Origin of the sequence: Lysinibacillus sp. YS11 (genome assembly GCF_002896375.1) — a bacterium.
GTDB lineage: Bacteria > Bacillota > Bacilli > Bacillales_A > Planococcaceae > Lysinibacillus > Lysinibacillus capsici.
In genome coordinates, this window is record NZ_CP026007.1 from 4,127,448 (window position 1) to 4,150,058 (window position 22,611).

A 22,611-nucleotide genomic window follows, 5' to 3' on the forward strand; every position below is an offset into this window, starting at 1 on the left:
CTTCTTGAGTACTATTAGTTTATCATGAAACGTCTTGACAAATGACATAAAAATCTCACCGTATTTTTAACGGTGAGATTTTGCGTGTATATTTCTTCGATTATGCCCCAGCATCAATACTTCCTGCTATTAAATTGTACAGGAATAATGCAACATAAATATTGTCTACCAACATCTTAGTTCTTTGATTGCGTCACCATGAAGTTTAAATAATATAGATTAATTCATCATGCTCTGTTTTTAAAATCGTATTTAAGTCATCCCAAACTTCGTCAGGAAAAGAATATTCAGACAGATTGCGAACTTCTATTCCATACGCTACTTTTGGTTTCTCAATCCGATACAAAGATAGTAACGCTCCATCTTTCGCAAAGGATCGGTAAGAACGTAAAAAATCTGGTGATATAGCGGGAATACTCGCTTTTACTTTTCGACGCCAAAATCCAGTGCTGCGTTCCTTTTCACGAATTAAACTATTAAAAACATTGGCAACCAATAAATCCGAATCACTTAAATGACGAAAATAAATTTTAGTCATTTTCTCTAAATCTGAAGAATAATAGACGAATCTATTTTGTAATTTATTAAAAAATGCTGACGTAATTGGTTCTTTCTTGTGACTTATGTACAGCAATTCTCCTTGTTCCATCGGTGTTAAATGATCTAGCCTCTTCTCGTCCATAAAATCTACCCAGCATAATTCTTTAGATTCAGCAGATTTTTTCACAAAACGAGGAACATCTTCTTCTAATACATATTCAAATTGTGTATGCATATTAAAAGAACCGTCTTCATAGGAATGTTTTAATAACAGTAAGTGATGTAGTGGTTCAAGTGCAGCCACAAATTGCGAGAATTTTAACCCGCTAAATATAACAAATTTATCGACATCATTCATATGAACATAAATATGATACATAAAATCATCAGCTGACTTTAATTTTTTAGCCACAACCATCACCCCATTCTTCACTACATTATAAGACTAAACATGATTTTTTTGAAACATTTTATGTTAATTGTCGTCACTACTATATACGCAGGCATAAAAGTAATTTTTGCGTTATAATTAGGAATGTTAAACATGCATTTGCATATAAAGTTTAGATTACTCAATGAGTTCAAGTATTTGCTTAAAATTCCATTGACAATATTCAAAGCAAATTGCAAGCTTATCAATAGATATGAGCTATTTTCACACCACTGCTGGTTATTAATTTGCTTTCTTCTTTGACCAATTATAAACGAAATAGGGAGAATCGCATCACATTTACTCATATTGAGATACTATTTTAATTTTAGGTGGCTTTTATGGAAAATAAACGAAATTTCGCAAATCGTTTTGACTGGACACTTGCATTTATACTCTTCACTTTTCTAGTCATTAGTTTGTTAGCTATTGCATCTGCCCAAACTTCAGGACAATATGGCATTAACTACGTACCAAAACAAATGCAATGGTATGTGATTGGTGCAGTAATTATTGGTATAGTCATGTTTTTTGAGCCAGATCAATATAAAAAAATGTCATGGTATATGTATGGAGCAGGGATTGCCTTACTGGTACTGCTTATTTTTATGCCAGAAGGAGAAGGTCAAATCGGTGCACCCGTTAATGGTGCTAAAAGCTGGTATCATACGCCGATTGGAAATATTCAGCCTTCTGAGTTTATGAAAACTTTTTACATTTTAGCACTAGCTCGATTAATTAGTAAGCACCATGAAATTTATTCATTACGATCAATTAAAACAGACTTTTTGCTACTAGGTAAAATCGCTATCACCTTAATCGTACCATTAGCTATTATTTTAAAGCAGCCTGACCTAGGCTCAGCACTTGTATTCTTTGCCATTACGGCAGCACTTATCATTGTAGCAGGTATTTCTTGGAAAATCATTCTACCAACATTTTTAGGTGGCATGGTAGCAGGCGGTACCCTACTGTGGATGGCACTCTATATGCAGGACTTTCTAGAAAAAACATTTGGTTTTAAGGCCTATCAATTTGCTCGTATTTATTCTTGGCTAGACCCCTATTCCTATTCATCCAGTGATGGCTATCATTTAATTACCTCTTTAAATGCCATTGGATCAGGTGAAATTTTTGGTAAGGGATTTAGAAATCGTGAAGTATATGTAGCTGAAAACCATACCGATTTCATTTTTACAGTTATCGGCGAGGAATGGGGCTTTATTGGTGCTAGTATTGTTATTTGTATTTTCTTCTTATTAATTTATCATTTAACAAAGACAACCCTATTATTGAAAGATCCCTTCTCGACCTATGTATGTGCTGGGATTATTGCTATGATTACCTTCCACGTTTTCGAAAATATTGGTATGACTATTCAATTATTACCTATCACAGGTATTCCACTTCCGTTCATTAGCTACGGAGGAAGTTCGCTTATGGGGAATGCATTAGCGATTGGGCTAGTCTTTAGTATGCGATTCCATTATCGAACGTATATGTTTACCACACATGATGAAGATGAATAACTATAGAAAAAGGGAAGTCTCGCGTATTGAGACCTCCCTTTTTCTATTGGAAACGAGTTAAGCTTGAACTTGCGGAGTTTGCGTTGGTGGTGTTAGCACTTTTAAAAGTTCTAGTCGAGACTTTGTTACAGTGGCTGTTACACCCAACTTAGATAAATTCGAAACAATCTTTTTCAAATCTACTTCTTTTGTCATACATTCCACCTCAATCTTTCCTCGATTTTATATAACGTTTTATTTACGAAAAAGTTTCATTTTTCTACGAGTATGATGTCTGACAAATTTATCATACCATTTAACTTACCTTTAAAATTTTTCAATTTTGTTACATTGTAAATTTTTCACATCATCAAACTTTTCCATCAAACATAGTTAAATTACCCAAAACGGCTACATTTTATTCAAAAATCAGAACATAGATTTAAAAAATCTAAAACGCTTCATTTCTTTCTTTACTAAATTGTTCCACTTTATTCAAGCTTTCCCTCCCCTATTGTTGTAATCGCAAGAACAAGAGAGGTAGAATATACATATTGAAATATCGTATGAAAGCAGGGAACTGTATGAAAAAGGCTATTTTACTATTGATGTCTGTTCAATTCCTCGTTTATCTAGGGTTCGGCATTATTATTCCCGTCTTACCAGAGGTAATTGTGCAGCAAAATTGGCATGATCTCCACGTAGGTGGTTTATTGACCGTTTATTCACTTGCAAGTTTTTTCACAGCACCGTTATGGGGTATGCTATCAGATAAGGTAGGGCGAAAACAACTAATCCTTACTGGTCTAATTGGCTTTAGCCTTAGTTTTGTTATTTTTTCACTATTTATAGATAACCTAGCTATATTGTATGTTTCACGTATTATTGGTGGTTTATTTTCAGGTGCATTATATACAGCAGTAACAGGATTTATCGCCGATATATCTAGTGAAGAGGATCGCAATAAGTATATGGGCTTTATGGGCATGTCCATTGGTCTTGGGTTTATTTTTGGTCCAGCAATCGGGGGAATGCTAGGCCATTATAGCTTGCAGTTACCGTTTACTGCATCAGCATCATTAATTGCACTATTATTTATTTATGCAAGTTTCGTCCTAAAAGAACCTAAAAAACGAAAAGATTCAAATAAACGTGCTATAGTGCCAAAGGGTGCTGCAACAATGTTACAATTCCGTGTGCGCTATCTATTTATGTTTTCTTTTTTAGTAACTTTTATGCTAGCTGGCGTAGAGGCTACATTTCAGCTATTTCAAATCGAAAAAATTCACATTACACCATTACAAATTGGTTACTTGTTCATGTTTAGTGGCTTTGTCGATGCAGCTATTCAAGGAGGGGTCGTTCGACGCATAAAAAATGGCAGTGAAACGACATGGTTAATTGGTGCACAAATTGTAACTGCTATCGGCATGCTTTTATTTACATTGACAGCTAATCTTTTTATCGCTGGGCTTGCCCTTTGTGTCTTTACAGCAGGTAATGCACTTGCAAGAACATGTGTTGTATCACTCTCCTCTAAAGAATCTGGAGGACAATATGGAACTGCCGCTGGACTGTCCTATTCAATGGATAACTTAGGACGTATTCTTGGTCCACTCTTTTTTACATGGTTATTTACCGTACAAGCAAGTCTTGGTTATTATATTTCGGCTGCAATAGCCATTCTTTCTATAAGCCTAATCTTTATATATAAGTCATCCCGTAAATCATTACGTCTTCCGTAAAATATAGTAGGTTGCATTTTATGAATATCCAACGTTAAGTCAGTAATCATAGAAACATTCTAACTATTAGAGAATTACTAATTAAACCATGCGGATTATTCCTATATATCAAAGGGATAATCCTTTTCCATGCTATCTAGCCATTTCATATCTTCTTTCCGCATTTGAAGTAGGCTATACTAAGTATGTTATTAACAATACAAAGGCAGGTGTAGGAATGAGCATTTTTACAGATATAGAATATTTAGTTCCTTTAACTTTGTTTTTTAATATTTTATTAGCCATGACCATCATTTTCTTAGAACGTAAAGATGCTACCTCTACATGGGCATGGATCCTCGTGTTATTTTTCCTGCCATTAGCTGGATTTATTTTGTACTTATTACTTGGAAGACAATTACGAAGAAAGCACCTATTTCGTTGGGAAGGACGCAAGGATATTGGGATTGATAATCTGATTACCTATCAGATGGAAGCGATTCGAGATGAAACGTTTGAGTTTCGTATTGCTAATGCAGAAAATTATCAAGAGATGATTTATATGCACCTCAGAACAAACAATGCGGTGTTAACACAGGACAACCATCTGGATATTTTTGATGATGGTGCCGATAAGTTTGAGCAGCTCCTTAAAGACATTGAAGCAGCTAAAGATCACATTCACATCCAGTATTATATTTTTAGACTTGATGACTTAGGTACACGTATCGTCAATGCATTGATAAAAAAAGCAAAGCAAGGTGTTAAGGTGCGTCTTCTCTATGATGAAATGGGATCACGTAATGTTAAAAGACGCCATTTTAAAGAGTTGCTGCATGCTGGTGGTGAAGTAGAAGTTTTCTTCCCATCCATTTTGCCACTTCTTAACCCTCGTTTAAATTTTAGAAATCACCGAAAAATCGTTGTCATTGATGGTCGAATTGGCTATATTGGTGGTTTTAACGTCGGTGACGAGTATTTAGGTTTACAAAAAAAGTTTGGTTATTGGCGAGATACACACTTACGTATTGAGGGTAGTGCCGTACATCCTTTGCAAACACGCTTTTTACTCGACTGGAACCAAGCTAGTGCACAACAAAAAATGGGGTACTCTGATCGTTACTTCCCTGCCATCCCACAAAAAGGTGATGTGGGTTTACAGATTGTTTCAAGTGGACCAGACTCAGACTGGGAGCAAATAAAGATCGGTTACTTAAAGCTTATTAATATGGCTCAAAAATATATTTACATTCAAACACCATATTTCATCCCAGATGTTAGTTTTTTAGACGCCATTAAAATTGCCACCTTGTCAGGCATCGATGTACGCATAATGATTCCTAATAAGCCTGATCATATGTTTGTATATTGGGCTACTTATTCTTATGTGGGTCAATTATTACGTGCTGGAGCCAAAGTCTACATCTATGAAAAGGGCTTTATCCATGCTAAAGCTATTATTATTGATGACGAGGCTTCCTCTGTCGGAACAGCGAATATTGATGTACGAAGTTTTAGTCTAAATTTTGAAGTCAATGCCTTCATATATGATGCAAATATATCGCACCAATTGGCAGAACTGTTTGAGAAGGATATTTTTGATTGTACGGAATTAACATGGGAAATGTATAAAAACCGTTCAACACTGATTAAATTTAAAGAATCTATTTCCCGTCTATTAACACCCATTTTATAAAAATAAAAAGGAAGAGAGCCTGTTCACAGAATGGCTTCTCTTCCTTTTATTATTTTACGCCTAAATATTCTTCCAACGTAATGTTTTTCTTTGTTATCTCTTTTGCAATCTCTTTGCCCACATAACGATAGTGCCATGACTCATACATATAACCTGTTATCTCTTCTTTGTTTTGAGGGAAACGCAAAATAAAGCCATACTCCTGTGCATGTGCAAATAGCCATTGCCCTGCTGGAGTTTCCCCAAACTCTTCTGTCAGCCACACATCTTCTTTTCCACGCTCTCCTATATCAAACGCTAAGCCTGTTTGATGTTCTGAGTAGCCAGGACGAGCACTGTATCGATCTGCCGCTGCCTGTCCATCACGTTTAACATAGTTATCATAAAGGGTTGTTTGATATTCAAAAGATCGGTAGCCACTAAATGCAACTAAATCAAATCCTTGCTGCTTGGCAGCTGCTAACATTTGATTTAACGCTTCTCGTGCTTCTGGATTTTCTTCAGGTGCAAAGGTAGATGGAAGCGGATAAATTTTATTAGCTAACAGAATACCATTGATATAGGTTGGTTCCGTAGGTAATGTTTGATTTGGAAGATACCCATTTTCGTCTGGTTGTTGCTCTGGCTTTGCAGGAGTTTCAGTATTGTCTGGTTTCTCTGTTGCAGTAGAATCTTGTTCAGTTGTTTTGTTTGTTTCTGTTGTTTTTGGCTGCTCATCAGATGCACTATTTACTTGATTATTTTTATAGTTATAGACTACAAAAATTGCTACAATTAACGCGATAGATATGAAAGCACCAACGATAAGCGGAAGACGATTGTTTTTCACTCTTTATACCCCTTTTAAAATATCAGGTATCTAAAAGGATATTTAAAGCATTTCACCTTGAAAATACCTATTTTATTGTATTACTAGTTATAATCTTATTTTAGCACTGTTCACATTTTCAGGTGTAAATTTCCTACGTAAATATTCAATTAATCTGTTAGAACGATGACAAATACTACTATAGATGCAATTGCGAAAAAAACTGCCATATACTGCATCCATTTTGCTTCTTTTACATAACCTTGCTCTTTAAAGCTTTTTGCTCTAAACCCATTTGATAGGGCAAACATGATCGTCATTGCAAGTACGGCAAAATTAAATTTCCCCATAATAATAAATACAAGTGCTGCAATACTAAAAATTGCGACAAGAATAGATGATAGCCATTTTTTGTTCATCTTGCTGTCCTCCTAAAAAAATCGAGGCAGCAAAGGCGCCTCGACATCAATCAATTTATTTTTTTGCTTTCTCAGGATGTTCCGAATAATATTTACGCCCAATATATGTTTGAATAATCAACAATGCACCACTGACAGACCAATACAAAGGCAGTGCTGCCATAGAAGACATGGAGATAAAGACAATCATAATTGGTGAAATATAAATAAACATTTTCATCTGCGCTTTTTGTTGCTCTGGTACCGTCCATAAAGATACACGAGCCTGGATTAGGTAAACAATCCCTGCAACAATAGTCATTACGATATCAGGTGAACCTAAGCTAAACCATAAAAACTCATGGGATTTAACATCGGCAGAATACAAGATCGAGAAATACAGACCCATAATAATCGGCATTTGAATTAACATCGGTAAACAACCCATATTAAGTGGATTAATGCCATGCTTTTGATATAGAGCCATCATTTCTTGTTGATATTGCGTTTGCTCTTCTTTTGTCTTAGCTTCCTTCATTTTTTCTGAACGGCTTCCATTTCAGGTTTAAAAGCATCCATCTTCGTTTTCATTAATTGCTGTTGACGATAGTTTTTTAGCATAATCGGCATTAATACTAAACGAATTAGAACAGTAATCGCAATGATTGCTAAACCATAGCTCCCTGAAAAGATATCATTCCCGAAAAACTCCAATAAAAATTCCATAGGTTTTACAAAGATACTATAGAAAAAACCTTCTTTGTTTTGTACAGCTTGACAGCCACTAAGAACAAAAACGGCAATACCAAGCATTGAAAATAGCTTCAAATTTTTCATTTTTCCACCTACTATTATTTATCAACTACTGTGAAGTATACCTTATAGGGTCTCTCTTTATCAAATAGCAAGTGCTACTTATTCCTTAAGCTGGTTCCTCAGATGATTCATCAAAAAAGATGCGAGCTTTAGCAACGCTAATATGTTCGCACCTTCTCATTTTCTATGCTCAAAATCTACACATTTTGTAATTCAGCTTCTGCCATTTCAAAACGATAAAATTCATGATGAAGCTCGTCTCTAAAATGTTTTGGCGTAACTCCAGTATATTTTTTGAAAATACGAGTAAAATAACTTTGATTACAGAAATGGAATTGATCTGAGATAGAAGTAATACTTTTGTTTGTATGTCGTAAGTAGTATTGTGATTCTTCTACACGTCTAACATTTAAATACTCAACCAATGTAATGCCCACATGTTCTCTAAAAATACGTGATAAGTGACTAGTACTTATATGAAAGTTATTTGCTATACTTTCAACAGTTAAATCATTTTCAAGCTCGTCATTTATATACATTATCACTTTGTTAACAGTTTGATGTCGGAAAGTCGGTTGTTTGCGATCTGCAATAAAGTAAACAAAGAAATCAATTAAATCATCAGCAAATTGTAAAAACTCTGCATCTTTCATTTGATTTTCTATCATATCGTTACACGCAATATTGAAAGCAAATGCTTTTTTCGAAGGTACTTGATTGTCCAGCAATTTACGAGCAACAATTGATGACAAAACAGAAAAATAACTTCGAACGATTTTAATGACCTGTTTGCCAAAACGAATTGAGAGAATATCAATTAACTCATGCAAAGATTTTTTCGCTTTTGCAGATTCTAAATGGTAAATTTCAAAAATTAATTTCGACTCAATATTAAAAAATTCTTCGACACCGATATATTGATTAATATTATCGATTTCTTGGAAGTATCTTTTGGATATCGTTTCTGACATAGAATGTTGATGTAGTTGCATAATCTTCCCCATCTTTCCTCAGAGTGCACGAATTGCATGACAATATTTGACACCAATCCCGACGAATTAAAAATAAGAAAATAGTATTTACTTATTCAATATAAGAACTGAGTCCTATTTCACAAATTTTATTAACAAATAAATCAAAAATAACCCTACTAAAACACCAGATATAAAAAAAATAGACTATACAGTGAATTTTACCATATTCTGCGATTTCCTTTCAACCACATTTTAATTGCTACTCTAGTTCTAATTTATCACATATACATAGTAGAAACCTCGTAAACTTATTCCTAACAATTAAATTTTACCATATACATATCAAAAAAATTAGTCATTTTATAAATTTATTTACAAATTATACAAAACAACTTACATCATTCTAATGGATCATTCGACATTTTTCTATTTTATTCCTAAATCTTCTCTATATAATTTATATGAATATGTAGTAAAATAGATGATAATACTATTTTTAAAAGTTTAGACGAGGTGTTTAAAGTGGATCCAAAACAAATAGAAGAGATCATGGAAATTATTAAGGAATTCTTCCCTGAAAATACGTCCATCGCTATCTCTGATACAAATGAATATTTGTATTACCAACCAAGCAAGAAAGTTGATTTGAAAATTAAACCTGGTGACCCTATCAAAGAAGGTTCAGCCGCACACAAAGCATTAAGCTATGGTCAAAAAATCAGCTCTTATATCGAACCTGATGTCTTCGGTGTCGCTTATTATGGCATGAGTATTCCTTTAATGGAGGAAGGCGAAACAAAAGGAGCTATTACTGCTATCTTCCCGCAAAAACCATCAGCATTCTTAACTAACTACATTACAATCAAAATTGATGATTGCTGGTACCCAATCAAACATGATCAAGTTATTTATTTAGAAACACAACTCCGTAAAACATTTGTTAAAACAATGACACGTGAAGGTTATCACCGTTTAAACTTAAGTGATCTAGAGCTATTTTTAGCACCTGACTCATTTATTCGTTGTCACCGCTCTTATATCGTTAACATTGACTACATCGATGAAATTCAACCAGATTCACACTCAACGTTTTTATTAATTATGAAAGATGGTACACGTATTCCTGTTAGCCAACGCTATGCAAGCTATTTCCGTCGTTCTTTAGGTTTCTAATTTGTATGAACAGCGAGCAATTTTTATAATTGCTCGCTGTTCTTTTTTGCGCACAACTCCGCCTCATTTACCTCAACATTTAACTATTTTTGCACTATTTTTAATATAGAAAACAACTAAATTTATACAGCTCTACAATAAAACGTTTTCTCTGTCGAAAAATCATCTTAATGCTCGATTTTCCTTTTTTTACTCAATTTAATGCTAATTCTAAAGTTTTTGTGACAATTTGGTGATAGTATTATTCAAATGGTTGGAGTCATACTACAACTGAATAAACAGAAAATTCTTAAATGTTTTTTCTAGTTTTGTAATCGGTTTCCATCAAAATTATTTAGGGGAGGATTTTTTTATGGATGCAAATGTTCAAAAACGCCTAGGTTTAAAAGAACTTGAGAGTAAAATTGTAACTGCTGAAGAAGCAGCAGCACTTATTTCTAATGGTGATGTAGTTGGGATGAGTGGTTTTACTCGTGCTGGGGATGCAAAAGTTGTTCCAATGGCATTAGTTGAGCGCGCAAAAAATGAAGAATTCAAAATTGATGTATATACAGGTGCATCATTAGGACCAGAAGTAGATAAGTACTTAGCAGAAGCTGGTGCCATTCGTAAACGTGGACCATTCCAGGGTGATGCGGGTATCCGTAATTTAATTAATTCTGGAGATATCTTATATGTAGATGCTCATCTTTCTCATAATGCTGAGCTAGTACGCCAAGGAATTATCGGACCAATCAAGTATTTAATTCTTGAAGCGGTTGCTATTACTGAAGATGGTTTAATCATTCCAACAAACTCTGTAGGTAACTCACCTATCTTTGCAGAATATGCAGAAAATATTATTATCGAGTTAAATATCTCTCATCCAGAAGCTTTAATCGGTATCCATGATATTTATGTACCTGGAGAACAAGGTAAACGTGAAGCTATTCCAATGACAGATGCTATGCAACGCCTTGGTGATATTGGTATCAAAGTAGATCCAGCTAAAATTAAAGCAATTGTTATCTCTGAAGAGCCAGATGCTCCTTCATTAATCGTACCTCCAGATGAAGAAACACAAACGATGGCAAACATTTTATTAGACTTCTTCCGTGATGAAATTAAAGCGGGTCGTTTAACAAAACAATTAATGCCATTGCAATCTGGTGTAGGTTCTGTAGCAAACGCTGTACTTGATGGCTTTGCAGATTCAGAATTTGAAGATTTAATTGTTGCATCTGAAGTACTTCAAGATGCTGTATTTAACTTAATCGATGCTGGTAAAGTTAAATTCGCTGCTGCAACTTCAATCACACTTACTGAAGAATTACAGCAAAAAGTTTATGGTAATTTAGAAAAGTATGCTGATAAAATTTGCTTACGTCCACAAGAAATTTCTAACCACCCTGAGCTTATCCGTCGTTTGGGTCTAATCTCAATCAACACAGCTCTTGAGTTAGATATCTATGGTAACGTTAATTCGACGCATGTTTCTGGTACTCGTATGATGAACGGTATCGGTGGTTCAGGTGACTTCGCACGTAACGCACGCCTTGGTATTTTTGTTACAAAATCATACGCAAAAGGTGGAGCAATTTCTTCTATCGTGCCAATGGTATCTCACGTTGACCATACAGAGCATGACGTTGATGTTATCGTTACAGAACAAGGTATTGCTGACTTACGTGGTCTTGCACCAAAAGAACGTGTACCTTTAATTATTGAAAACTGTGCACACCCAGATTACAAAGAACAATTATGGGATTACTATAACCGTGCAGTTGAAGCAACTGGCAACCACCAAACTCCTCATCTGTTAGAGGAAGCACTTTCTTGGCATGTAAATCTTGCTAAAAACAAAACAATGAAAAAGAAGTTGCAAAAGCTTAATTATTAAATTCTCTACGTCTAATAAGTTAATACTTATTAGACGTTTTTTATACGTGAAAGCAAAAAACAAGTGAGAAGTATTATCGATTGGAAGATGCTATAATAGGACTATATTAATCTTATTGACTATAATGTTCTATTTCATCGGAGGAACCATGAAGAAATTTATCTATGCTATTATTTTCTTTTCGTTTTTCGACCTTTTTACCCAGCTTCCTGTTATGAGTACTTATGCTGAGTCTTTAGGTGCATCGGCATTCCTCACTGGTCTTGCAGTGGGCATGTATTCGCTTTCCAATACATTCGGTAATATCATTTCTGGCTTCTTAACGGATCGCAAAGGACCTTTCATCATACTCATAATAGGTCTTCTAACAACAGGTCTATCATTAACATTTTATAATTTAGTAGAAGAGCCCATTGCTCTATTAATTGTACGTTTTATCCATGGCCTTGTTGCAGGCTTCATTGTTCCTGCTGCCTTTACATTTCTAGCGAACGCTACAGAGCAGGAAAAAAGAGGTAAGGGCAGTGCTATTTCTGGCGCCTTTGTTGGTATTGCAGCCATTATAGGCCCTGCATTTAGTGGTATTTTAGCTAGCCGGACAAGTGTACCATTTGTTTTCAATATCACAGCAAGCTTTATGCTTCTGCTAGGTATCCTTGCGTTCTTTATATTGAAAGCAAATCAAGTAAAAAAGAGAAGGCTAAACCAAGTAATTACATTCCGATCAGTGTCTTTTTTAATAATACAGGAACATTAAAAGCCTTTTTAGGAGCCTTTTTCTTAATGTTTTCTCAAGGGGTTATTGCGTATCTACTCCCTCTTAAAGTACATTCCTTAGGCTTCGACTCTCGTTTAAGCGGCACTTTAATGAGTACATTTGGTATTATTGCAGTTCTTGTTTTCCTATTACCTACTAATCGTATTTTTGATAAGGTTAATCCACTCAAAACATTGTCTTTTGGTATAGGTTTAATGGGAATAAGCCAGCTATTAATTAGCCAAGCAAATTCTAGCTCTTTACTCTATACAGCAATGGCTTGCTATGGGATCGGATTCGGTTTCCTATTCCCTTCGGTAAATTCGCTGCTAATTGACTCTACAACTGCTGAAGTACGAGGAAAAGCTTACGGCTATTTCTACGCGTTTTTCTCTCTAGGTGTAGTTATAGGCTCTTCTTTATTAGGTTGGCTATCACTTGGTACTGTCAGTGGCTTTGCATTTACTGGCTTTGTATTATTGCTCTTTGCAGGCGCAATTCTTATCCCACACAAAAGACCTTCTCATGCTTAGATGAGAAGGTTTTTTGTTTACTTTTCCTTTTCTTGAATTTCTTCATTATAGAAATGGACACCAGTATGTCCTCCACCTTCAGCTACCATTTCATTCGAGGCAATTTTAGTTGGTGAAGTACCAGCCTCTGTTGCTACCTCTGTAGCTACACGTTCTGCAATATTGTCATGCATATCAGGACCTGTAGTAAGATACGACTCTAATTTTGCTTTCATACTATTAAACATTGTTAGTGCTTTATCACGATTCTCTTTTTTACTGAAATAAGATGCTGCTAGTCCTGCTAATCCTGCAACGACAACACCTGTTCCTTTTCGTTTTGCCATAGTTTATAACCTCCTAAAAATATAGAAACTAGCTCTGTAGTATAGTTTTTCCCTATTCTTAAAAGAATAAACATTATTTTTTTATACCCTCTAGCATATATATTAATGTATGGATAAATACTTGCCCTTTTATCTAGTAAAAACTCCGTCAATCCATTGTAGTTCGTCTAGTTTTTAATGCAGACAATCTCACTCTATTTCCTATTAAAGCCCAGTTATCGTACCCTTATTTTTAGCATTCGTCAAAATTTTGTAACTATTTATGATTATAAAAGGCAAGTAAAGGGAATTAATGAATTAATACTAAAATAGGAGAGTGGTTAAAATGAAAGATTTCGATTTAGCATATGATTGGATAGATATGGCTTCATTAATTGGCGGGGCTGGCTTCTTAACAGTACTAATTTATAGTGTCATTCTATTATAAGGAGCTATTTACATGATTTGCTCTAGCAATTAAAAGGCAATCCGCTTAATTAAAAGCAGATTGCCTTATTTTTTATTGTTTTACATCATTGTATGCATCTGACTTTTCAAATGCTGCCACCACATAGGAACAAACGGCCTTCATTTTATAACCATTTTCGCGTGCATACGATGCTGCTTGATCGAGTAATTGTTTGGCCACACCTTGACCACGGAGCTTATCAGATACATATGTGTGATCCATTACCATTACTGAGCCATTTTGCTGCCAAGTAATTTCTGCTAGTTTTTCCCCTGCTTGCTCATTCAAAATGCAAACTTATTTTCTGCTAATTGTTGTAATTGGAATTCCATTTCTCACCACTCCTTTTATTCATAGTACCATAGCTTTTTATATTTTCACAAAATTTGTGTACGCTTCTTTTATCAAATCAGCGAAGCTATGTCCAGATATTCGGTTAGCTTTCCTATGTCGAAAACATCACACTTCAAAATCTTTCACTTGTTGAATCAAAAAAAATCTGTACACCTTCTCTAGCAAAGTGAGAAGGTATAACAGATTCCTTTCTATCAACTATAAATTTAGTTAAACCATGAAGAAATAGTATCTTTTAAATTAGCAAAAAAGCTTTTTACGCTTTCCCAGAAACCTTTATCTTCCATAAGTGAGCCGAATTTTTCTTGGATTGTATTACTGATATCATTTAATTGATCAGACCATTTACTAAAATCAATGTCCAACTTGCTTATTTTATCCATTAGATCCACTAGCAATTGACGGTCCTTTTCACTTAAATTAATTTCAAGCTTACTTAATTGCTCTTCTACAATTTTCTCCACATCTTCACGTGTTGCTGGCTTTAGCTCTGCAATTTGCTTTTTAATTTCTGTCAGTAATTCCGCAACCTTTGCATCGTCTACCCCTGCAGATTCTGCAATGGATGTTGCTACTGATAATTCTTCGTTTGCTACATCTGTACGATCAATATCCAGTGTTTCCCCTGTAGTGACCTCATATGCCTTGTAAATACCTACTAATGCTGAATGCCCTGTAACGGCTTTCGGTGCAGCTACTTGTACGGATGCATCCTGAATTCCTGCTGTTAACATCGCATTTGCATACATCTCTGAAGTTACCTGCGTTATATTTGATGGTGTGACAATTTGTATTACTAGACCCTCTCCTGCTTCTCTGCGTGTAATCTTTGCAGAAGAGTACATACGTGAGCTTGAATTACTATCTTTAATGTATTTTACTAGATCCTCACCAGACACAGTAATTTCTTCAATTTCAGGTTCTTCGCTTACTTTTAATGATTTTTTTACAGACTCTTTTTCAGCCTCAGATAAATTTGCTCCATACACGACGATCGGTACGCCTAGTTTTTCATCAATTGCTTTTGGAGGCGTATTGTCAGATGCAAATCCTGTTGCTGGTGCCATCACTCCAAATACTAACATAGTAGCAGTTAGTATTTTAATCCATGTTTTTTTCAAATCGTGTGACCCCTTTCGCTAAAACTTCATAATTAGCAAGTATAATGTATGCCACTATACAATAATTAGTACGAAAAAAAGACGAGAAGGTTTCAAGGCTGTCTCTCGTCACTTTTCCTGTTGTAAATGTTTTGCTAGCTAGTCAAACAAACCATCCTTTAAATTTCTTCAGTCCAACCGTCTTGTTGTTTCACTTTACCAGCTTTCATTAACGTTCCTAAGGCACGTTTAAATGCCCCTTTACTCATATTAAACATTTCTTGAATCTCTTCAGGAGACGATTTATCACCAAATGGCATTTTACCGCCCACATCCTGTATATACTTTAATATTTGTTGCGCATCATTTGAAAGACGCTCATGTTTTCTTGGTAAAAGTGAGCCATTCATGGAACCATCGTCTTTTACATCGATAATACGTACAACTACATCTTGTCCTAATCGAGGCTCATTATTTCGCTCAGACTCATGCACAAAAATACGGTAAGGAACTTCTACACCTAGCAAAAATGTCCCGATCGGTAACAAACGATATGGGCGTGCTTGGATATTCTTATTGTGCATATCTTCAAATGCACCTTCATATAGCTCCGAAATTTTTTCCTCTGTGGCTAAACGACCAAATAAATCACCGTTACGATCTGTACGTAGTGTCATAAATAAATGATCGCCTGGTTCTGGCCATACCTCTTTTAATGCAGGTAAATCTTCTGCTCTTACTAATACTTCACGAGATGTACCAATATCCACAAAAGCACCTTCACGTTCCACTACTTTCAAGACACGTGCCCAGCCATATTCACCTTGTGTAAAAGCTGGAATAGCCGTTGTTGCAGCCAAATCTCCACGACGGTCTGCAAATAAAAATACTTCAAGGCGGTCACCTACTGTTAGTGGCTCTGTTACCTCTGAAGCATTTAAAGGTAGTTCTTCAACTCCATTTGTTAAAATCCATTTTGATGCTTGTTGTTCTAATACCGTTAATGTAACGACTTCACCTGATTTTAATGCGTTCATATTGTCTCCCTTTCCTTCACACCATCATTTTAAAGATTGTGCTGTGTCTTAGATGCCTCTAATTTTTTCACGATGTCTGGATTTTCTTCCATTACTTGCACAAGATCTGCAATACGATCGATTGAATTCCAACTTAAATGATGTTCAATTCCCTCTACATCATCATAAATACGTTCTTCATCCACACCAATCATTCGTAAAAACTGCTCGAGCAATTCATGACGCTGCACAAGACGCTTTCCGAGCTTATCCCCTTTAGGCGTCAATGTCAGTCCACGGTACTTTTCATAAACTAAATAACCATCTTTATCTAATTTTTGAACCATTTTTGTAACAGAAGAAGGAAGAACAGATAATGCTTCAGCAATGTCAGACACTCTCGCATATCCCTTGTTGGCAATTAATAAGTATATTTGTTCGATATGGTCCTCCATACTAGGTGTTGGCATATCCTTTTCCCTCTCTTTCCTTTTCTTACTCTCTAGTTTACTACAAGCTTGGCTTAAAAGTTAACTGAAAATACATAGCCTAGAAAAACACTTCCTATACAACTTAAATAGAGCCTCTTCTATTAAGAAGTAGGCTCTATTTTGTGTCGAGGATACTTATTTACCACATGTAACGCATGAATAATCTCTTTATTAATACGCTCAATGTTTCCAGGAGTATTCATTTCTTTAAATGCCTCATCTCTAGCTTCCATAGATGTAACATACTTACTTGGCAATGCATTTAGTGTAAGTGCCACCGTGTCTAATTCACAGATTTCGCATTTACAAAATGTTTGATATTCTGGTCCTCGTAGTAAAAAGCTTACTAAACCACGCACAATTTCTTCTGTAACATTTACTAAAATAGGATCTGACATATTCAAACTTTCGCCTCATTTATATTTAATTGTTACATTACTCCTGAAACTATAATAGCCTTAAAAAAAGTCTTTTTCAAGAATCACAAGTAGCATCTATTCGCATAAAATCCCTTGTGTCAAAGCAAGATTAATTTCCTACCTTTTCAGATTGTTCTACACCTTACTTACTACTTTTTTGCTCTAATTAGTCTTAATGAATTAAACACAACTAATAGTGTCGCACCCATATCGGCAAAAATTGCTATCCATAATGTTAACCAACCAGGTATGACAAGTAGCAATGCAATTAATTTTAAAACTAGGGCAAATATAATATTCTCTTTAATGATACGTAATGTTTTTCTGCTCAATCCAATAGTGTAAGGAAGCTTCGTTAAATCATCACCCATTAAGGCAATATCTGCTGTCTCAAGAGCTGCATCCGTTCCTGCTCCACCCATGGCAATTCCTACATTTGCAGTGGCCAATGCTGGTGCATCGTTTACACCATCTCCAACCATTGCTACAGCACCAAATTGTTTACGTAAATCCTTAATCGCCTTTAATTTTTCTTCTGGTAACAAGCCAGCGCGCACATCTGTCATCTTTAATGAAGTAGCAATGGCTTGCGCAGTAGGCTCTGCATCGCCTGTTAACATCACCATATGCTTTACTTTTAAGGCATTTAATTTGTTCAATACATCCTTGCTTTCATGACGTAATTGATCAGCAATTGCAACCAGTCCAATAAGTTGATTATTCGAAACAGCTGCTACTACTGTTTTACCCTGTTCTTGCAGATTCTTAACCTGACTTTCTATATTTTGATCTACAGAAGTTAATGAAGTAGCCCATTTCATGCTACCTACATAAATAATCTGATTATCAACGGTAGCATAGGCACCTTTTCCTGTTACTGATTGGAAATTTGTTGGTATTAGCTCAGATAATTTTTTATCGTGTAATCTATTTAAAATTGCTTTAGCTAAAGGGTGCTGTGACTGTTTTTCTACCGCTGCCACTAGTTGTAACACATAGTCCTCTGACCAGTTTTCAGTCGTTACGATATCTGTTACTGCTGGCTGCCCCTTCGTTAATGTTCCTGTTTTGTCAAAGGCAACAGCTTCAATATGTCCTAGCTGCTCTAAATGAACACCACCTTTGATCAGTACACCTTGCCTTGCTGCATTACCAATGGCTGTAACAATGGCGACGGGCGTAGAGACGACCAGTGCGCAAGGACATCCTACCACTAAAACAGCTAGCCCTTGGTAAATCCAATGCTGCCAATCACCTACTATTAAAGGTGGAATTACAGCTACTAAAAAAGCAATAACCATAATCGCTGGTGTATAATACTTTGCAAAGCGATCTACAAATTGCTGAGAAGGTGCCTTTTCTGCTTGTGCTTCTTCCACTAGATGAATTATTTTAGCGATAGTAGTATCTTCTACACGCTTTGTCACACGTACTTCAAGAGCACCCTCTTCATTTAAAGTCCCAGCAAATACTTCATCATTTACTGTTTTATTTACGGGAATCGACTCACCTGTAATAGCTGCCTGATTGACTGCAGACAACCCACTAATGACTATGCCATCCATCGCAATCTTTTGCCCAGGCTTTACAATCAAAATATCTCCTATTTCTATATCCTCAGTAGGTAACTCAACCTCATGGTAGTGTTCACCGTGGGCTCTTTTGATAATCGCTGTTGGTGGAGCAATATCCATTAATTGACGAATAGATTGACGTGCCTTATCCATTGAATACGCTTCAAGTGCCTCACTCACAGCAAATAAAAATACGACAACTGCCGCTTCTTCCCATTCACCGATAATAGCAGCTCCAATGATGGCGATTGTCATAAGCGTCTTCATATCAAATTCAAAGCGAACTAAATTACGGAAGCCTATTTTAAAAATACCCACTCCACCCACAAGGATAGCTATAATGAACATGGAAATCGGTAGCGGGCTCGATTCCCCATTCATACCCGCAAATAGATAACCTAGAATGACAAAAAGCAATGAAATTCCTGCTAAAACGTTTTCCTTTTTACGATAAAAAGGTGTAGTATTTTCAAGTGCTTTTGCTGCCGATTGTGTAACCTTAATGCCATCAAAGGCACCTGCTTCTTCAATTTGGTCTACACTAATAGCACCGATTACTGTAATTTTAGAAGCACCAAAATTCACTTGTGCATCCTGTACTTCTGGTATAGCCTTTACGTTTTTCTCAAACTTTGCAGCACAACTAGCGCAAGATAAATTTTGCAATCTGTATTCTTGTTTAATTGGTGTCGTTGCCATTCGCAATCCCCTCTTTCGCATGTTCGTAGGCAATTGTTACAATTTGATATACATGCTCATCCGCTAAAGAGTAATACATTTGCTTACCTTTGCGGTGTGATCTCGCTAAATTATTATCTTTCAAATATCGTAAATGATGGGATGCTGTAGCAACTGAAGAACCAATAATAGTTGCAACATCACAAACACATAGTTCATCTTCCACCGTTAAAGCATAGGCAATTTTAAGTCTAGTTTCATCAGATAACGCTTTTAAAAATTTGGCTACACCTGATAAATCAGGCATTTGTTGTTTCACCTTTGTGACTGCTTCTTCATGTACATGCGTCACCTCACATATTTCTTTCGGCATTTTTCTCACCTCATTCAAATATTCGTTTGATTGTTTTCAATGTAACATATTATTCCATCATATTCAAACGAATATTTGAATGTTAGGATGTATATCCTTCAATAAAAAAAGTTAGCGCACTTTCTGTACGCTAACTCTTTTATTACTTCGCTATTAATTGTAATGTTTTCCCTTTTATCTCTTCCTCTTTAATAAATGTTTGATGGTAATCACCATTTGCCCAATCCAGCACCTGATCTTGATACCAATCAGATTTTACATGACCACTTTGACCAGGACCAACAATATGATAGGCTGAGCTTAAATCACCTACATCTACCACAAAACGCCAAGATGCACCGTGATCTACATTACCAGCTAAATCATTATCTGCTGCTTGTACGGTAACTTTTGATCCACCAATAGGAACCTTTTTAGCATTAAAATAGGCTGCAAGAATAGGCGATGCACTTCCTAGTGTATGGTCAAAAGTAAGCTGATGGTAATCACCCCATTGCCATTTCGAGGAATTTTTTCCGAATTGATCTTCTAATTGTGCAATTGTTAGCTCAAATGCCTTGTATATGGTTTCATCAATGCCACCCTGCTCCTCAATCCAAATGCTTTTCTCTCCAGAATAGGCTGTACGTAAGAGCTGGTCTGTAATATTAAACTTCCCATACATGATGCCATACATATCTTCAGGCATTTGATCTTTAAACAAAACTTCCTGTAGCTTAATCATTAATGTATGGAACACAAGTGGTGCACCTGATTCCTTTGCGTCCACCATATCCCACTTCTCTAGCATGGTCATAACCTCGGCATACTTCCCATCCTGATCTTTTTCTTTTAAAGATGTTAATAAATCAGGCAGAAATTCTCTTGCGTAGAGGTTGTGCTGATCCATTTGCAAAGCCATCATATCTTCTACTGTAATCGCATCATTTGCCTCTAACACTTCTTTAATTCTTTCAAAACGATAAGGTTGCGCCCAGAAATCAGTTATGTGATAAGGGTAGTCCTCTCCTATTACTTGGTTATTTGCCGTTGCAATAAAACCTTCTTTTGGATTCACTAGAGTTGGTAATTCACCCCATGGGATAAAGCCCTCCCAGCCATAGTCACTCGAATCACCTGGAACTGGTAATTGGCCCTCACCTTGCTTACGAATAGGTATTTGACCATTAGCTTTATAGGCAATCGTACCGTCTTTTGATGCAAATACAAAATTTTGTGCTGGCGCTTTAAAGTCTTCTAATGCTTTTTCGAAATCACCCCAAGTTTTTGCCTTATTAAAACCAAGCACTGCTCTTAGTTCAGCTGTCGGTTGTAGTGCTGTCCACTGCATCGAAAATTGTGCTGTTGGCTCTGTATCTTTAAAAGCTAAATCTGTCATTATAGGGCCGTGACGTGTAACAACGACTTCAAAATCTACCGTTTCTCCATCTTTTACCTTAATTGATTCGTCGCGCACCTCTGCTTGTTCCCACTTTCCATCGTATCGAAATTGTGTTGGATTATCTGGATTTGGTATTTCAATATATAAATCCTGTACATCTGGACCCACATTGGTTACCCCCCAAGCAATTTCATCATTATGGCCTAAAATAATACCTGGAATCCCTGCAAAGATAACGCCACTAACGTTTTGCTGTGGTGATTGCAGATGCATTTGATACCAAATAGAAGGGGTGCTTAACCCTAAATGTGGGTCATCTGCTAAAATAGGCGTTCCTGATTTCGTTTTATCACCTGAAACTACCCAGTTATTACTTCCGTTAAATTCGTTTGGTAGCATTTCCGCACTGAATTGCCCAGCTACTGCTACAGGATTTTGGATATTGGCCTCGATAATCGCCGAAGCATTTTCTGGATATTTAATAAATAATTCTTTTGCCTTTTCTTCATCAAAATTCTGTAGTGCCCAATGACGAAAAGCTAACGTATTCCAATTTCCACCCAGATCATAGGCCATATATTTTCCAATGGTTAAGGAATCAACAACTGTCCACTCCTCGGGTTCATAGCCTAACAAAGCGAATTCATAGCTTAGTGTATTGCTTTCCTTTGCCTGTGCAATAAAAGCATTTACTCCTTCGGCATACCATTCAAGTACTTGTTTGCTTTCGTCATCATAGGCAGCTAATGATTTCTCTGCAGCATCTCGTAAGCTAAATGTACGGAAATGTTTGTCAGTATTAATCGTTGCTTCTCCAATAATTTCAGATAGTCGACCACTTGCCTGCCTTCGTGCCAAGTCCATTTGAAATAGTCTATCCTGTGCTTGGACATAACCTTGCGCACGATACAAATCCGCATCTGTTTTGGCAAAAATATGCGGAACCCCTTTTTCATCTCTCGTAACTGTCACATCCTGATCCAGAATAGTAACAGCTAATTCACCATCAATCACCGGCTTAGATTTATTCATAAACCATGTAAATCCAATAAAAGCCACAAGAGCCAAAGCAGCTATTATCCCAGCTATGACAATTAGCCACTTTTTCCAATTAAACTTTCTCTTCCCCACTGAATAACCCCCTTTTTGCACTATATTCCCGTACTACCTTCCCAAACCCGCTTTGAAACGCAAAATTTTTTAGCGAAATTTCTT

18 protein-coding genes and 3 pseudogenes are annotated in these 22,611 nt (G+C 36.0%); 6 read left to right on the forward strand and 15 right to left on the reverse strand.

Annotation, left to right across the window (positions count from 1 at the left end):
- Positions 1-205: 205 nt before the first annotated feature.
- The gene (locus tag LBYS11_RS20690) at positions 206-958 is read right to left on the reverse strand and encodes a hypothetical protein (protein ID WP_048394266.1); all 753 of its coding nucleotides are present in this window, start codon (positions 956-958) and stop codon (positions 206-208) included.
- Between the two features lie 353 nt (positions 959-1,311).
- On the opposite strand from LBYS11_RS20690, the gene LBYS11_RS20695 reads away from it, so the two are divergent.
- Positions 1,312-2,499: an FtsW/RodA/SpoVE family cell cycle protein gene (locus LBYS11_RS20695; protein WP_036079404.1), complete on the forward strand. Its 1,188-nt coding sequence runs from the start codon at positions 1,312-1,314 to the stop codon at positions 2,497-2,499.
- A gap of 57 nt (positions 2,500-2,556) precedes the next feature.
- Here LBYS11_RS20695 and LBYS11_RS23340 read toward each other — a convergent pair whose 3' ends face one another.
- A complete protein-coding gene (locus LBYS11_RS23340) occupies positions 2,557-2,694 on the reverse strand; it encodes an Lmo0850 family protein (protein WP_004232019.1) in 138 nt (45 codons plus the stop codon).
- A gap of 368 nt (positions 2,695-3,062) precedes the next feature.
- Here LBYS11_RS23340 and LBYS11_RS20700 point away from each other — a divergent pair, with 368 nt between their 5' ends.
- Positions 3,063-4,223, forward strand: a complete 1,161-nt coding sequence (locus LBYS11_RS20700) for an MFS transporter (RefSeq protein WP_103118894.1) — start codon at positions 3,063-3,065, stop codon at positions 4,221-4,223.
- A gap of 217 nt (positions 4,224-4,440) precedes the next feature.
- A complete protein-coding gene (cls, locus tag LBYS11_RS20705) occupies positions 4,441-5,898 on the forward strand; it encodes a cardiolipin synthase (RefSeq protein ID WP_103119112.1) in 1,458 nt (485 codons plus the stop codon).
- A 49-nt stretch (positions 5,899-5,947) separates the two neighbouring features.
- Here the strand turns inward: cls and LBYS11_RS20710 are convergent, their stop codons facing one another.
- The 4 genes and pseudogenes from LBYS11_RS20710 to LBYS11_RS20725 form a co-directional block, all read right to left on the reverse strand.
- Positions 5,948-6,727 (reverse strand): M15 family metallopeptidase, encoded by a 780-nt coding sequence (locus LBYS11_RS20710; protein WP_048394259.1) that lies wholly within the window; start codon positions 6,725-6,727, stop codon positions 5,948-5,950.
- Between the two features lie 149 nt (positions 6,728-6,876).
- Positions 6,877-7,125 (reverse strand): hypothetical protein, encoded by a 249-nt coding sequence (locus LBYS11_RS20715; RefSeq protein WP_048394257.1) that lies wholly within the window; start codon positions 7,123-7,125, stop codon positions 6,877-6,879.
- A 55-nt stretch (positions 7,126-7,180) separates the two neighbouring features.
- Positions 7,181-7,941 (reverse strand): annotated as a pseudogene (yidC, locus tag LBYS11_RS20720) (membrane protein insertase YidC).
- A gap of 176 nt (positions 7,942-8,117) precedes the next feature.
- Entirely contained in the window at positions 8,118-8,912 is a 795-nt protein-coding gene (locus LBYS11_RS20725) for a helix-turn-helix transcriptional regulator (RefSeq protein WP_048394255.1), read from the reverse strand.
- Between the two features lie 504 nt (positions 8,913-9,416).
- Here LBYS11_RS20725 and LBYS11_RS20730 point away from each other — a divergent pair.
- The 3 genes and pseudogenes from LBYS11_RS20730 (at position 9,417) to LBYS11_RS20740 (ending at position 13,236) form a co-directional block, all read left to right on the forward strand.
- Complete coding sequence (locus tag LBYS11_RS20730; protein ID WP_004232004.1) at positions 9,417-10,067, forward strand: LytTR family DNA-binding domain-containing protein; 651 nt, start codon at positions 9,417-9,419, stop codon at positions 10,065-10,067.
- A gap of 352 nt (positions 10,068-10,419) precedes the next feature.
- Positions 10,420-11,946: a succinyl-CoA:acetate CoA-transferase ScpC gene (locus LBYS11_RS20735; RefSeq protein WP_103118895.1), complete on the forward strand. Its 1,527-nt coding sequence runs from the start codon at positions 10,420-10,422 to the stop codon at positions 11,944-11,946.
- A 148-nt stretch (positions 11,947-12,094) separates the two neighbouring features.
- A pseudogene (locus LBYS11_RS20740) lies at positions 12,095-13,236 on the forward strand (MFS transporter).
- A gap of 17 nt (positions 13,237-13,253) precedes the next feature.
- Here LBYS11_RS20740 and LBYS11_RS20745 read toward each other — a convergent pair.
- The 9 genes and pseudogenes from LBYS11_RS20745 to LBYS11_RS20785 form a co-directional block, all read right to left on the reverse strand.
- Entirely contained in the window at positions 13,254-13,562 is a 309-nt protein-coding gene (locus tag LBYS11_RS20745; protein WP_004232000.1) for a hypothetical protein, read from the reverse strand.
- A 499-nt stretch (positions 13,563-14,061) separates the two neighbouring features.
- Positions 14,062-14,342: pseudogene (locus LBYS11_RS20750) on the reverse strand (GNAT family N-acetyltransferase).
- 228 nt (positions 14,343-14,570) lie between these two features.
- Positions 14,571-15,485: a DUF1002 domain-containing protein gene (locus LBYS11_RS20755; protein ID WP_048394252.1), complete on the reverse strand. Its 915-nt coding sequence runs from the start codon at positions 15,483-15,485 to the stop codon at positions 14,571-14,573.
- Positions 15,486-15,643: 158 nt separating this feature from the next.
- A complete protein-coding gene (locus LBYS11_RS20760; protein ID WP_048394250.1) occupies positions 15,644-16,501 on the reverse strand; it encodes a CvfB family protein in 858 nt (285 codons plus the stop codon).
- 29 nt (positions 16,502-16,530) lie between these two features.
- The gene (mntR, locus tag LBYS11_RS20765) at positions 16,531-16,950 is read right to left on the reverse strand and encodes a transcriptional regulator MntR (protein ID WP_004231993.1); all 420 of its coding nucleotides are present in this window, start codon (positions 16,948-16,950) and stop codon (positions 16,531-16,533) included.
- A 122-nt stretch (positions 16,951-17,072) separates the two neighbouring features.
- Entirely contained in the window at positions 17,073-17,369 is a 297-nt protein-coding gene (locus LBYS11_RS20770; protein ID WP_369700627.1) for a late competence development ComFB family protein, read from the reverse strand.
- Positions 17,370-17,539: 170 nt separating this feature from the next.
- Complete coding sequence (locus LBYS11_RS20775) at positions 17,540-19,663, reverse strand: heavy metal translocating P-type ATPase (protein WP_066038024.1); 2,124 nt, start codon at positions 19,661-19,663, stop codon at positions 17,540-17,542.
- Positions 19,644-20,015 (reverse strand): ArsR/SmtB family transcription factor, encoded by a 372-nt coding sequence (locus tag LBYS11_RS20780; protein WP_103118897.1) that lies wholly within the window; start codon positions 20,013-20,015, stop codon positions 19,644-19,646. Before LBYS11_RS20780 ends, LBYS11_RS20775 begins: the two co-directional genes overlap by 20 nt.
- Before the next feature lie 142 nt (positions 20,016-20,157).
- Positions 20,158-22,527, reverse strand: a complete 2,370-nt coding sequence (locus tag LBYS11_RS20785; protein ID WP_103118898.1) for a penicillin acylase family protein — start codon at positions 22,525-22,527, stop codon at positions 20,158-20,160.
- Positions 22,528-22,611 lie beyond the last annotated feature (84 nt).

What these genes read in the sequence shown, in the direction of transcription:
- LBYS11_RS20690 (WP_048394266.1), bottom strand. Translation starts at nt 958, where the DNA reads ATGGTTGTGGCTAAAAAATTAAAGTCAGCTGATGATTTTATGTATCAT.
- LBYS11_RS20695 (WP_036079404.1), top strand. Translation starts at nt 1,312, where the DNA reads ATGGAAAATAAACGAAATTTCGCAAATCGTTTTGACTGGACACTTGCA.
- LBYS11_RS23340 (WP_004232019.1), bottom strand. Translation starts at nt 2,694, where the DNA reads ATGACAAAAGAAGTAGATTTGAAAAAGATTGTTTCGAATTTATCTAAG.
- LBYS11_RS20700 (WP_103118894.1), top strand. Translation starts at nt 3,063, where the DNA reads ATGAAAAAGGCTATTTTACTATTGATGTCTGTTCAATTCCTCGTTTAT.
- cls (WP_103119112.1), top strand. Translation starts at nt 4,441, where the DNA reads ATGAGCATTTTTACAGATATAGAATATTTAGTTCCTTTAACTTTGTTT.
- LBYS11_RS20715 (WP_048394257.1), bottom strand. Translation starts at nt 7,125, where the DNA reads ATGAACAAAAAATGGCTATCATCTATTCTTGTCGCAATTTTTAGTATT.
- LBYS11_RS20725 (WP_048394255.1), bottom strand. Translation starts at nt 8,912, where the DNA reads ATGCAACTACATCAACATTCTATGTCAGAAACGATATCCAAAAGATAC.
- LBYS11_RS20735 (WP_103118895.1), top strand. Translation starts at nt 10,420, where the DNA reads ATGGATGCAAATGTTCAAAAACGCCTAGGTTTAAAAGAACTTGAGAGT.
- LBYS11_RS20745 (WP_004232000.1), bottom strand. Translation starts at nt 13,562, where the DNA reads ATGGCAAAACGAAAAGGAACAGGTGTTGTCGTTGCAGGATTAGCAGGA.
- LBYS11_RS20760 (WP_048394250.1), bottom strand. Translation starts at nt 16,501, where the DNA reads ATGAACGCATTAAAATCAGGTGAAGTCGTTACATTAACGGTATTAGAA.
- mntR (WP_004231993.1), bottom strand. Translation starts at nt 16,950, where the DNA reads ATGCCAACACCTAGTATGGAGGACCATATCGAACAAATATACTTATTA.
- LBYS11_RS20770 (WP_369700627.1), bottom strand. Translation starts at nt 17,369, where the DNA reads ATGTCAGATCCTATTTTAGTAAATGTTACAGAAGAAATTGTGCGTGGT.
- LBYS11_RS20775 (WP_066038024.1), bottom strand. Translation starts at nt 19,663, where the DNA reads ATGGCAACGACACCAATTAAACAAGAATACAGATTGCAAAATTTATCT.
- LBYS11_RS20780 (WP_103118897.1), bottom strand. Translation starts at nt 20,015, where the DNA reads ATGCCGAAAGAAATATGTGAGGTGACGCATGTACATGAAGAAGCAGTC.